The organism is Pseudomonas sp. RIT288, from assembly GCF_000631985.1.
Lineage (GTDB): Bacteria > Pseudomonadota > Gammaproteobacteria > Pseudomonadales > Pseudomonadaceae > Aquipseudomonas.
On sequence record NZ_JFYN01000001.1, the window covers coordinates 549,589 to 561,956 of the forward strand.

Sequence of the window (12,368 nt, forward strand, 5' to 3'; positions counted from 1 at the left end):
TAACTTGCCGCTTGAAGCTTGCCGCTCGCAGCCGCTTCAATCAGCCGTAACGACCCGTGATGTAGTCTTCGGTCTGCTTCTTCGCCGGATTGGTGAACAGGGTGTCGGTGTCGCCGAATTCCACCAGTTTGCCCATGTACATGAACGCCGTGTAGTCGGAAACCCGCGCGGCCTGCTGCATGTTGTGGGTGACGATGACGATGGTGAACTTGGACTTCAGCTCGTAGATCAGCTCTTCGACTTTCAGGGTCGAGATCGGATCGAGGGCCGAGCACGGTTCGTCGAGCAGCAACACTTCCGGTTCTACGGCGATGGTGCGCGCGATCACCAGACGCTGCTGTTGACCACCGGACAGGCCGAGTGCCGAGTCATGCAGACGGTCTTTGACTTCGTCCCACAGTGCCGCGCCTTTCAACGCCCACTCGACCGCTTCGTCGAGAATGCGCTTCTTGTTGATGCCCTGAATGCGCAGACCGTAGACCACGTTTTCGTAGATGGTCTTGGGGAACGGGTTGGGCTTCTGGAACACCATGCCGACGCGGCGACGCAGTTCGGCGACGTCTTCACCCTTGCGGTAGATGTTGTTGCCGTACAGGTTGATCGCGCCTTCGACACGGCAGCCGTCAACCAGATCGTTCATACGGTTGAAGGTACGCAGCAGCGTGGACTTGCCGCAGCCGGACGGGCCGATGAAGGCGGTCACGCGCTGTTTCGGGATGTTCATGCTGACGTCGAACAGCGCCTGCTTTTCGCCGTAGAACAGGCTCAGGCCCGGGACTTCGATGGCTACGGTTTCCTGCTCGAGGCTCAGGCTCTGCTTGTCGCGACCCAGGGCCGACATGTTGATGCCGTGGGTATGTGTTTCGTGCTGCATGGGAGGCTCCCTGTGCTAACAAATTCGGTTCGGTTTTGTAGGAGTGAGCCTGCTCGCGATTCAGGCGCTGCGGTTTATCTACGAAACCGCGGTGTTGCCAACGCGAGCTGGCTCACTCCTACATAAGAAATCAGCTATCCAGTGCTTTGTATTTTTCGCGCAGGTGGTTACGAATCCACACGGCCGACAGGTTCAACGTGGCGATCACCAGCACCAGCAGCAGCGCCGTGGCGTACACCAGCGGCCGTGCCGCTTCGACGTTCGGGCTCTGGAAGCCGACGTCATAGATGTGGAAGCCCAGGTGCATGATCTTCTGGTCCAGGTGCAGGTACGGGTAGTTGCCGTCCACCGGCAGCGACGGCGCCAGTTTCACCACACCCACCAGCATTAGCGGCGCCACTTCACCGGCGGCGCGGGCCACGGCGAGGATCATGCCGGTCATCATTGCCGGGCTGGCCATCGGCAGGACGATCTTCCACAGCGTCTCCGCCTTGGTCGCGCCCAGTGCCAGCGAGCCTTCACGGACGGTGCGCGGGATACGCGCCAGACCTTCCTCGGTCGCCACGATCACCACCGGCACCGCCAGCAGCGCCAGAGTCAGCGACGCCCAGAGCAGACCCGGGGTACCGAACGTCGGCGCCGGCAGTGCTTCGGGGAAGAACAGACGGTCGACCGAGCCACCCAGCACGTAGACGAAGAAGCCCAGACCGAACACGCCGTAGACGATCGCCGGAACGCCGGCGAGGTTGTTGACCGCGATGCGGATGATCCGGGTCAGGGCATTCTGCTTGGCGTATTCACGCAGGTACACCGCAGCCAGCACGCCGAACGGGGTCACGATCATCGCCATGATCAGAGTCATCATCACCGTGCCGAAGATCGCCGGGAAGATCCCGCCTTCGGTGTTCGCTTCACGCGGGTCGTCGGAAAGGAATTCCCAGACCTTGCTGAAGTAGAAACCGATCTTGGTCATCGTGCCCATGGCATTCGGCTGATAGGCGTGAACCACTTTGCCCAGGCTGATTTCGATCTCTTTGCCGTTGGCGTCGCGGGCGGTCAGCGCGTCACGATTGAACTGCGCATGCAGATCGCTCAGACGTGCTTCGATGTCCTGATAACGCGCGTTAAGCTCGGCACGCTCGGCGTCCATGTCCGCTTGCGCGGTGGCGTCGAGCTTGCCGCCGAGTTCCAGTTTGCGCCCGTGCAGACGGATGCGCTCCAAGCCTGCGTTGATCGCACCGATGTCAGTCTTTTCCAGCGATTTGAGTTGCGCAGCAAGGCCGTTCACGCGGTTGATCCGCGCTTGCAGCTCAGGCCAGGCCGCTTCGCCTTCGGCAATCACCTTGCCGTCCTGTTTGACGTTGACCAGGTAGCCGTAGAAGTTGCCCCACTCGCGACGCTCGATCGCCATCAGTTCCGGCGGCGTGGTCTGCTTGGTCAGCCATTCGCCGACCACCCAGGTGAAATCGTTGCCGTTCAGGTCACGGTTGCCGACCTTGATCAGCTCGCGGGTCATGAATTCCGGGCCCTGGTCGGGCACCGGCAGGCCGGCGCTTTTCAGGCGTGCACGCGGCACTTCTTCTTTCTGTACCACTTCGCCGATGACCAGGTGATTGGCCTGGCCCGGTACGTCATAGCTGGCGTGGATCAGGTCCGCCGGCCAGAAGTGACCCAGACCGCGCACGGCAATCACCGCCAGCAGGCCAATGGTCATGATGACCGCGATGGACACCGCGCCACCGCTGATCCAGACGCCCGGGGCGCCGCTCTTGAACCATCCTTTCAGGGAGTTCTGTTTCACAGACTTCTACCTTTGCTTAAAGCGACGAGTATTTCTTGCGCAGACGCTGACGAATCAGTTCTGCCAGGGTGTTCATGACGAAGGTGAACAACAGCAGCACCAGCGCCGAGAGGAACAGCACGCGGTAGTGGCTGCCGCCGACTTCCGACTCGGGCATTTCCACCGCGACGTTGGCGGCCAGGGTGCGCAGGCCTTCGAACAGGTTCATTTCCATGACCGGGGTGTTACCCGTGGCCATCAGCACGATCATGGTTTCGCCGACCGCACGGCCCATGCCGATCATCAGCGCGGAGAAGATGCCCGGGCTGGCGGTGAGGATCACCACGCGGGTCATGGTCTGCCACGGCGTGGCACCGAGCGCCAGGGAACCGAGTGTCAGGCCACGCGGCACACTGAACACGGCGTCTTCGGCAATCGAGTAGATGTTCGGGATCACCGCAAAACCCATCGCCAGGCCGACCACCAGAGCGTTGCGCTGGTCATAGGTGATGCCCAGATCGTGGGAGATCCACATGCGCATGTCACCGCCGAAGAACCAGTTCTCCATGTACGGGCTCATGTACAGCGACAACCAACCGACAAACAGGATCACTGGAATCAGCAGCGCACTTTCCCAGCCATCCGGGACTTTCAGGCGGATCGACTCAGGCAGACGACTGAAGGTGAAACCGGCGACCAGAATGCCGATCGGCAACAGCATCAGCAGGCTGAAAATGCCCGGCAGATGCCCTTCCACATACGGGGCGAGGAACAGACCGGCGAAGAACCCGAGGATCACCGTCGGCATCGCTTCCATCAGCTCGATCACCGGCTTGACCTTGCGGCGCATGCCCGGGGCCATGAAATACGCGGTGTAGATCGCGGCGGCAACCGCCAGTGGCGCGGCCAGCAGCATGGCGTAGAACGCCGCTTTCAGGGTGCCGAAAGTCAGTGGCGAAAGACTCAGTTTTGGTTCGAAATCGGTGTTGGCTGCAGTCGATTGCCAGACGTATTTAGGCTCGTCGTAGTTCTCGTACCAGACCTTGCTCCACAACGCACTCCACGACACTTCCGGGTGCGGATTGTCGAGCAGCAGCGGTTGCAGCTTGCCGCCGGCCTCGACGATCACCCGATTGGCACGCGGCGACAGACCGAACAGGCCCTGGCCTTCAGCTACCGGCTCGACCAGCAAGGTGCGGTGCGCGGTGCTGTGGAACACGCCGAGCTTGCCGCTGGCGTCGAGGGCAACGAAGCCCTTGCGACGCTCTTCGGCGGTGATTTCAACGATCGGCGTGGTGCCCATCTGGAAGGTACGGATCTGCTTCAGACGCAGCTCGCCATCGGTATCACGCGCCATGAACCACTGGGCCAGGCCACCCTTGGAATCACCGATGATCAGCGAGATGCCGCCCACCAGCTGGGTGCTCGCAGTGACTTCAGCGTCAGCGTTTTCCAGCAGTTTGTAGCGACCGTTCAGGCTCTTGTCGCGCAGGCTGAACACGTCGGCCTGGGCACGCCCGTTGACCACGTACAGCCATTGCTGGCGCGGATCGACGAAAATATTTTTCACTGGCTCGGTCATCTGCGGCAGCTCGATACGCTTCTGCTCGCTGGTGACTTCACCGGTCATCATGTTTTCTTCGCTGGTCAACGCCAGCACATTGAGCTGCGAACCGGTAGAGCCCACCAGCATCAGGGTCGAATCGGTAGCGTTGAGGCTGACGTGCTCCAGTGCCCCGCCGCTCTCGTTCACCGCGATCGGCGTGTTGCCGTACGGGTATTCGATGGCCGGGGTGATGGTTTTCTTGCCATCGGGGTAGCTGACTTTATAGGTGTGACGGAACACCAGCGCCTGGCCGTTGGACAGGCCCACGGCGACCAGTGGATGGCCTGGCTGGTCTTCACCGATGGAGGTTACGCTGGCACCGGCAGGAACCGGCAGATCGACGCGCTTCAATTCAGCGCCACTGTCGATGTCGAAGAACAACGCCTGGCCCTTGTCGGAAACGCGCATCGCCACCTGATTCTGCTCTTCGAGCGAAATCATCAGCGGCTTGCCGGCGTCCTGCATCCAGGCCGGGGTGATGGCATCTTTCGCGGTCAGGCTGGCACCCTGGAACAACGGTGCAACGACGTAGGCGAGGAAGAAGAAGATCAGGGTGATGGCTGCCAGCACCGCCAGACCGCCAACGAGGACGTACCAGCGGGTGAAGCGATCCTTGAGCGCGCGAATGCGGCGCTTGCGTTGCAGCTCAGGCGTATTGAAATCAATGCGCTTGGGAGGGGAAGTCGTAGTCATTGGGGAATTGGCCAGATCATTCATGCGCTCACCCTAGCGATCCTGTATGACAGAAAGATGACAATGCAGTGACGCACCAAATCCACCGCCAGCGGTTACTGGAGGAGGATTGAAAATTCGATAGGTCGTTGGACCTTTTGGGAACTGCCTGAAAACTGTGTAGGAGCTGTCGAGGGAACCGAGGCTGCGATCTTTTGATCTTGCGATCAGAAGCCAGATCAAAAGATCGCAGCCTCGTTTCACTCGACAGCTCCTACAGGGTTCCTGCAGATCCGGGGGTCAGCCCGGATCTAGGGTGTTACTTTTTTGCGACTTCAGCGCCGCCTTCCTGCAGACCCAGGTCAGCCAGTGCTTTTGCAGCAACCTTGGCTGGCAGTGGGATGTAGCCGTCTTTCACCACCACTTCCTGACCCTGTTTGGACAGAACCAGTTTCACGAACTCGGCTTCCAGCGGGGCCAGAGGCTTGTTCGGGGCCTTGTTCACGTAAACGTAGAGGAAGCGCGACAGCGGGTACTTGCCGTTCAGGGCGTTTTCTTCGGTATCTTCGATGAAGTCCGTGCTGCCTTTCTTGGCCAGAGGCACGGTCTTCACGCTGGCAGTCTTGTAACCGATGCCCGAGTAACCGATGCCGTTCAGCGAGGAGCTGATCGACTGCACGACCGAAGCCGAACCTGGTTGTTCGTTGACGTTAGGCTTGTAGTCACCTTTGCACAGGGCTTCTTCCTTGAAGTAGCCGTAGGTGCCGGATACCGAGTTACGACCGAACAGCTGAACCGGCTTGTTGGCCAGGTCGCCGGTCACACCCAGCTCGCCCCAGGTTTTCACGTCGGCCTTGGCGCCGCACAGACGGGTGGACGAGAAGATCGCGTCAACCTGTTCCATGGTCAGGTGCTGGATCGGGTTGTCCTTGTGCACGAACACCGCCAGGGCGTCCACGGCCACCGGGATAGCGGTTGGCTTGTAGCCGTACTTCTGCTCGAAGGCCGCCAGTTCGGTGTCCTTCATCTTGCGGCTCATCGGGCCCAGGTTGGAGGTGCCTTCAGTCAGCGCAGGTGGCGCGGTGGCGGAGCCAGCGGCCTGAATCTGGATGTTTACGTTCGGGTATTCTTTCTTGTAATTCTCAGCCCACAGGGTCATGAGGTTGGCCAGAGTGTCGGAACCAACGCTGGACAAGTTGCCCGATACACCGGTGACCTTGGTGTAAGCCGGAATTGCCGGGTCAACGCCAGCGGCTACCGCGTGGGCAGTCGCAACGCCAGCAGCGACAAAAGTCATTGCCGCCATCAAACGCTTCAGTTTCATGCCTTACTCCTAGCAGATAGGGTGTGTTAAGTCGGGGCCAAGTATCAGCAGGCCGTGTGAACACTCTATGGCTGAAATATGACAATTGGATGAAAGGCCAGCATCCGGGTTTTACTGAATGATTCGAGTGGCCCCAATCGCGAGCAGGCTCACTCCTACAATAGAAATACATTCGAACTGTAGGAGTGAGCCTGCTCGCGATAGCGTCAGAACAGCCGATGCAGAATCTGGATCAGCGCCCCTTCTTCCAGAGCCACGCCCCCACCAGAATCCCCATCGTGCACAGCACCGCCACATAGTAAGCCGGACCCATCGCGCTTTCCTTAAGCAGCAGACTGACCACCATCGGCGTCAAGCCGCCGAAAATCGCATAAGCCACGTTGTACGAGAACGACAGCCCGCTGAAGCGCACCACCGGCGGGAACGCCTTGACCATCACGTATGGCACCGCACCGATGGTGCCGACCAGCAGACCGGTCAGCGCATACAGCGGGAACAACCAGCTCGGGTGATCGGCGAGGCTGTGATAGAAGGTCCAGGAGCTGATCAGCAAGCCCAGGGAGCCGAAGACAAACACCCGGCCGGCGCCGAAACGATCCGCCAGGGCACCGGAGATGATGCAGCCGACACTGAGGAACACGATCGCCAGACTGTTCGATTGCAGCGCCACTGTCGGCGAGAAGTGATAGACCGTCTGCAGTACGGTCGGGGTCATCAGAATCACCACGACGATCCCGGCCGACAGCAGCCAGGTCAGCAGCATCGAGACCGCAATCGCCCCACGATGGTCACGCAGCACCGCGCGCAACGGCACTTCTTCGGCCAACGCCTTGCGCAGCTGCAGTTCAGCGAACACCGGAGTCTCGTGCAGCCAGCGGCGCAGATACACCGAGAACAGACCGAACACCCCGCCGAGCAGGAACGGAATCCGCCAGGCGTAATCCGCGACTTCCCCCGGTGTATAAATGCTGTTGATTGCCGTAGCGACCAGCGAGCCGAGCAGGATGCCCGCCGTCAGGCCGCTGGTCAGCGTCCCGCAGGCGTAGCCGATGTGTTTTTGCGGCACGTGTTCGGAAACGAAGACCCACGCCCCCGGCACCTCACCGCCAATCGCTGCGCCCTGGATCACGCGCATCAACAGCAACAGGATCGGTGCCCAAAGGCCGATCTGCGCGTAAGTTGGCAGCAGACCCATGATCAGGGTCGGCACGGCCATCATGAAAATGCTCAGGGTGAACATTTTCTTGCGCCCCAGCAGGTCGCCGAAGTGCGCCATGACGATGCCGCCCAGCGGCCGCGCGAGGTAACCGGCGGCGAAAATGCCGAAAGTCTGCATCAGGCGCAGCCACTCGGGCATGTCAGCCGGGAAGAACAGCTTGCCGACCACGGTGGCGAAGAACACGAAGATGATGAAATCGTAGAACTCCAGCGCACCGCCCAGGGCCGATAGCGACAGAGTCTTGTAGTCATTGCGGGTCAGGGGGCGTGCAGGTTGCTCGGGCTGCGCGAGGCTCGAAGGCGCTGTGGTCATGGCAAGGGCTTCTCTTATAGGCGGATCTACCGCCACAACAACGCTGGCTGTGGCTTGGGCAGGTTCGGCACCATAGCAAATTGTTCGAAAAAGCACATAGAGGCGCGTATTTGACGGTCAAAATCAGAACCCGATGGTCGTCGCGGAGTCTACCGACCGATATACTCGCAACCTTGCTCCGGTTTGTAGGGGGTTGCTGTGCGAAAACGTCGTTGGCCCGGCCTTTGAACGGGATCAGCCGGTTTCGCAGAGTTTCCCTTTAGACGCCTATGGAAAACGTGACGAACGCAGTATGTTCGGTGCTGAATCGTTTTTCCTGAAGACGGCTACCACCAGCAATACCAACGAAGAGTCACGGGTCAGAGGCACCCCCGGCATGATAGAGCTCGAACAAGAAGATCCGATCCCGCAAGGCGACCTGGCCCTGCAAATTACCGCACTCCCCCGCGAAACCAACGGCTTTGGCGATATTTTCGGCGGCTGGCTGGTGGCGCAGATGGATCTGGCAGGTACCGCGATGGCCAGCCGCGTTGCCGGTGGCCGTGTGGCGACCGTGGCCATCGACCGCATGGCATTTCTGGTGCCGGTCGCGGTCGGCGCGCAATTGTCCTTTTATACCCAGACCCTGGAAATCGGCCGCAGCTCGATCCAGATGATGGTCGAGGTGTGGAGCGACGATCCGCTGTCCAGCGAGTGGCGTAAAGTGACCGAGGCGGTGTTCGTCTTCGTCGCCATCGACGGCAGCGGTCGCACCCGCTCGGTACCGCCGCGCGCACGTTAAACCTCGCCGCGGTTTTGCGGTCGATAGTCGTCCCAAGTGTCTGATCGAGAGCTGCCCCATGAACACGCCCAACGTTGAAGCCGTGAAACTGGATGAACTGAACTGCTGGCGCATCCGCCACGGTCAGGCCGAAGTGCTGGTGGCCCAGCAAGGCGCGCACATCCTCAGTTATCAGGTCGATGGCCAGCCGCCGATCATCTGGCTCAACGACAAGGCGGTGTTCAAGACCGGCAAGAGCATCCGCGCCGGTGTGCCGGTGTGCTGGCCGTGGTTCGGCAAGTTCGAACGCAACCCGCAGAGCGTGCAGGCCATGTACACCGGTGAGCAACCAGCACCCGCGCACGGTCTGGTACGGGCGATGGACTGGGAGCTGGGCGGCATCGAATCAGAGGCTGACGGCGTCAAGGTTGAATTCAGGCTGCCCTACCCCGAAGGTGGCCTGCCGGGCTGGCCGCATCAGGTCGATCTGACCCTGACCCTGCATCTGAATGATCAGTTGCACATCAGCCTGACCAGCCACAACCGAGGTGTCGAAACCGTCAGCGTCAGCCAAGCGCTGCACACTTATTTCGCCGTCAGCGATGTGCGTAACGTGCACGTCAACGGCGTGGACGGTCTGAATTACATCGAGACCTTGGACAACTGGAAGACCAACGCCCAGAAAGGTGACCTGCATTTTGCCGGCGAAACCGACCGCATCTACCTCGACGCCCCGCCGCAGTTGAGCATCGTCGACCCGACCTGGGAACGACGCATCGCGCTGACCGCCACTGGCTCACGCACTGCGGTGATCTGGAACCCGTGGATCGACCGCGCGGCAGCGCTGGACGACATGGACAACGATGGCTGGCAGCGCATGCTGTGCATCGAGACGGCGAATGTGATGGATGATGTGGTCACGCTGGCCTCGGGTGCGAGCCATACGATGGGCGTCAGCATCGGCAGCAACTCGCTTTAAGATCAAAAGATCGTCCGAAGGCTCGGGCCGCGTTCGGACGATCTGTTGCTTTAGAGATCGGACTCTTGCACCACCCGCACCTTGTCCGCTTCCAGCGCATACGCCGCATCGGCCAGGTCATTGCTGACTTTCTCGATCTTCAGCGTGCCGGTTACCCACAATGGCGTGTAGATATCGTCCAGCTTCAAACCCTTTGGATAACGCACCAGCACCAGTTGATTCGGTGGCGGCGGCGGCACGTGGATGCAGGCGCCCGGGTATGGCACGAGGAAGAACAGCGTGCTGCGGCCCTTGGCGTCGGATTCCAGCGGCACCGGGTAGCCACCGATACGGATGTGCTTGTCGTTCATCGACGCCACGGTCTTGGTCGAATACATCACCGCCGGCAGGCCCTTGGCCTGTTTCATCCCGCCCTTCTCGGTGAAGGTGCCAGTAGCTTCCGGGGAGTTGTGGTCGATTTCGGGCATGGCCTCGAGGGCTTTCTGGTCCGACTTCGGCATCAGTTCCAGCCAGTCGGTTTCCGGCAGTTCGCCGGCGTGGGCCAGACCGCTGCCCAGCAAAAGAAGAGTCAACAGAAGACGGCGCATGGAGGTGCTCGGTAAAGGATGCTCGGATAAAGGAAGGACGTTGAATCGCCGAGCATTCTAGCCCTCCCTGCCGCGTTGGCAGAGAGGACTTGGCCGCTTGGATCAGTTCTTTTTGATCAGACCGTAGATCACCAGCAGCACAATCGCGCCGACCAGTGCACCGATGAAGCCTGCGCCCTGACCTGCCTGATAGATACCCAGGGCCTGGCCGCCGTAAGTGGCCGCCAGCGAACCGCCGATACCGAGCAGGATGGTCATGATCCAGCCCATGCTGTCATCGCCCGGTTTGAGGAAGCGTGCCAGCAGGCCGACGATCAAGCCGATAAAGATGGTTCCGATAATTCCCATGGCATTTCCCTCTGACTCTGAATGGTAGATAGGCCAAAGCCTAGTCAGACTTTGGCATCCTGCCATGAGAGAACGGCGGCTCCCGAAGGTTCCGCCGTTGCCACATGAAACTGCTTACTCGGCGATCAGCGCTTCGACCTTGACGATCTGCGCCTGCAGCGTGGCCATGTCGGCGCAGCGCAGGTTGGCGTGACCGACCTTGCGCCCGGCCTTGAAGGCTTTGCCGTAGTGGTGCAGATGGCAATCTTCGATGGCGATGACTTTCTCTACCGGTGGAACCACGCCAATGAAGTTGAGCATCGCGCTCTCGCCGACCTTGGCCGTCGAACCCAGCGGCAGGCCGGCAACGGCGCGCAGGTGGTTTTCGAACTGGCTGCACTCGGCGCCTTCGGTGGTCCAGTGCCCGGAGTTGTGCACGCGCGGGGCGATCTCGTTGGCCTTGAGGCCACCGTCGACTTCAAAGAACTCGAACGCCATCACGCCGACGTAATCCAGCTGCTTGAGCACACGACTGGAGTAGTCTTCAGCCAACGCCTGCAGCGGGTGATCGGTGCTGGCCACCGACAGCTTGAGGATGCCGCTGTCGTGGGTGTTGTGTACCAGTGGATAGAACTTCGTTTCACCATCGCGGGCACGCACGGCAATTAGCGAAACTTCGCCGGTGAACGGCACGAAGCCTTCCAGCAGGCAGGCAACGCTGCCCAGCTCGGCGAATGTACCGACCACGTCTTCCGGCTTGCGCAGGACTTTCTGGCCCTTGCCGTCGTAACCCAGGGTGCGGGTTTTCAGCACGGCCGGCAGACCGATCGAAGCCACGGCGGCATCCAGGTCGGCTTGCGATTGAATGTCGGCGAAGGCCGGGGTCGGGATGCCCAGGTCCTTGAACATGCTCTTCTCGAACCAGCGGTCGCGAGCGATACGCAGGGCTTCGGCGCTCGGGTACACCGGGACGAATTGCGAGAGGAACGCCACGGTTTCCGCCGGGACGCTTTCGAATTCGAAGGTCACCAGGTCGACTTCGTCAGCCAGTTGGCGCAGGTGATCCTGATCGCCGTAATCGGCCCGCAGGTGTTCGCCCAATGCCGCGGCGCAAGCGTCCGGCGCTGGGTCGAGAAAAGCGAAGTTCATCCCCAGCGGAGTGCCCGCCAGCGCCAACATGCGGCCCAACTGGCCGCCACCGATTACACCGATCTTCATCTCAACAACCTCAGGCAATACGTGGGTCTGGATTGTCCAGGACGCTGTCTGTCTGCTCGGCACGGAAGGTCTTCAGTACCGCGTGGAACTGTGGATGCTTGGCGCCGAGAATGCTCGCCGAGAGCAGCGCGGCGTTGATCGCGCCAGCCTTGCCGATGGCCAGGGTGGCAACCGGGATGCCCGCCGGCATCTGCACGATCGACAGCAGCGAATCGACGCCCGAGAGCATCGACGACTGCACCGGAACGCCCAGTACCGGCAGGTGGGTCTTGGCCGCACACATGCCTGGCAGGTGAGCTGCGCCACCGGCACCGGCGATGATCACCTCGATGCCGCGGCCCTCAGCCTCTTCGGCGTACTGGAACAGCAGATCCGGGGTGCGGTGGGCAGAGATCACCTTGACCTCGTACGGGATGCCGAGCTTTTCCAGCATATCGGCGGTGTGGCTAAGGGTGGACCAATCGGACTTGGAGCCCATGATCACGCCAACCAGTGCACTCATCGTCGCGCCTCTTCTCTCTGGGCGCCCGCAGGCGCGTCAAAAACAACAAGCCACGCAGGATTGCGTGGCTTGATTGTACGAAAAATGGCCGGACGTACCGGCCGAAGGCCGCGCAGTATACCGCAAAGAAGCCAATAAACAGCCCCCGAAACGACCATCTGTCAAATCAGCGAAAGGCCCGGTTTTATTGACTTGAAGGTCAGCGAAA

At 60.7% G+C, this 12,368-nt stretch carries 11 protein-coding genes; 2 read left to right on the forward strand and 9 right to left on the reverse strand.

Features of this window, described 5'->3' with window-relative positions; genetic code table 11:
- Positions 1 to 40: 40 nt before the first annotated feature.
- From pstB to BW33_RS02530, 5 genes are all read right to left on the reverse strand, one after another.
- Complete coding sequence (gene pstB, locus BW33_RS02510) at positions 41 to 874, reverse strand: phosphate ABC transporter ATP-binding protein PstB (RefSeq protein ID WP_007962289.1); 834 nt, start codon at positions 872 to 874, stop codon at positions 41 to 43.
- Positions 875 to 1,004: 130 nt separating this feature from the next.
- Positions 1,005 to 2,675, reverse strand: a complete 1,671-nt coding sequence (gene pstA / locus BW33_RS02515) for a phosphate ABC transporter permease PstA (RefSeq protein ID WP_047596863.1) — start codon at positions 2,673 to 2,675, stop codon at positions 1,005 to 1,007.
- 16 nt (positions 2,676 to 2,691) lie between these two features.
- Complete coding sequence (locus BW33_RS02520; RefSeq protein WP_177327457.1) at positions 2,692 to 4,725, reverse strand: ABC transporter permease subunit; 2,034 nt, start codon at positions 4,723 to 4,725, stop codon at positions 2,692 to 2,694.
- Between the two features lie 526 nt (positions 4,726 to 5,251).
- Entirely contained in the window at positions 5,252 to 6,256 is a 1,005-nt protein-coding gene (locus BW33_RS02525) for a phosphate ABC transporter substrate-binding protein PstS (RefSeq protein ID WP_047596866.1), read from the reverse strand.
- Between the two features lie 232 nt (positions 6,257 to 6,488).
- On the reverse strand, positions 6,489 to 7,787 hold the full coding sequence (locus tag BW33_RS02530) for an MFS transporter (protein ID WP_047596868.1): 1,299 nt from the start codon (positions 7,785 to 7,787) through the stop codon (positions 6,489 to 6,491).
- A 376-nt stretch (positions 7,788 to 8,163) separates the two neighbouring features.
- On the opposite strand from BW33_RS02530, the gene BW33_RS02535 reads away from it, so the two are divergent.
- Both BW33_RS02535 and BW33_RS02540 read left to right on the forward strand, forming a co-directional pair.
- The gene (locus BW33_RS02535) at positions 8,164 to 8,568 is read left to right on the forward strand and encodes an acyl-CoA thioesterase (protein WP_003229628.1); all 405 of its coding nucleotides are present in this window, start codon (positions 8,164 to 8,166) and stop codon (positions 8,566 to 8,568) included.
- A 58-nt stretch (positions 8,569 to 8,626) separates the two neighbouring features.
- A complete protein-coding gene (locus BW33_RS02540; RefSeq protein WP_047596870.1) occupies positions 8,627 to 9,526 on the forward strand; it encodes a D-hexose-6-phosphate mutarotase in 900 nt (299 codons plus the stop codon).
- 50 nt (positions 9,527 to 9,576) lie between these two features.
- Here the strand turns inward: BW33_RS02540 and BW33_RS02545 are convergent, their stop codons facing one another.
- The 4 genes from BW33_RS02545 to purE all read right to left on the reverse strand — a co-directional run bounded on the left by BW33_RS02545 (position 9,577) and on the right by purE (position 12,160).
- Positions 9,577 to 10,113 carry a DUF3299 domain-containing protein gene (locus BW33_RS02545; protein WP_027610367.1) on the reverse strand — a complete coding sequence of 179 codons (537 nt, stop codon included), beginning with the start codon at positions 10,111 to 10,113 and terminating at the stop codon, positions 9,577 to 9,579.
- A 102-nt stretch (positions 10,114 to 10,215) separates the two neighbouring features.
- Entirely contained in the window at positions 10,216 to 10,461 is a 246-nt protein-coding gene (locus tag BW33_RS02550; RefSeq protein WP_003229635.1) for a GlsB/YeaQ/YmgE family stress response membrane protein, read from the reverse strand.
- Positions 10,462 to 10,575: 114 nt separating this feature from the next.
- Entirely contained in the window at positions 10,576 to 11,658 is a 1,083-nt protein-coding gene (locus BW33_RS02555) for a 5-(carboxyamino)imidazole ribonucleotide synthase (RefSeq protein WP_047596872.1), read from the reverse strand.
- Positions 11,659 to 11,668: 10 nt separating this feature from the next.
- Entirely contained in the window at positions 11,669 to 12,160 is a 492-nt protein-coding gene (purE, locus tag BW33_RS02560; protein WP_047596874.1) for a 5-(carboxyamino)imidazole ribonucleotide mutase, read from the reverse strand.
- Positions 12,161 to 12,368 lie beyond the last annotated feature (208 nt).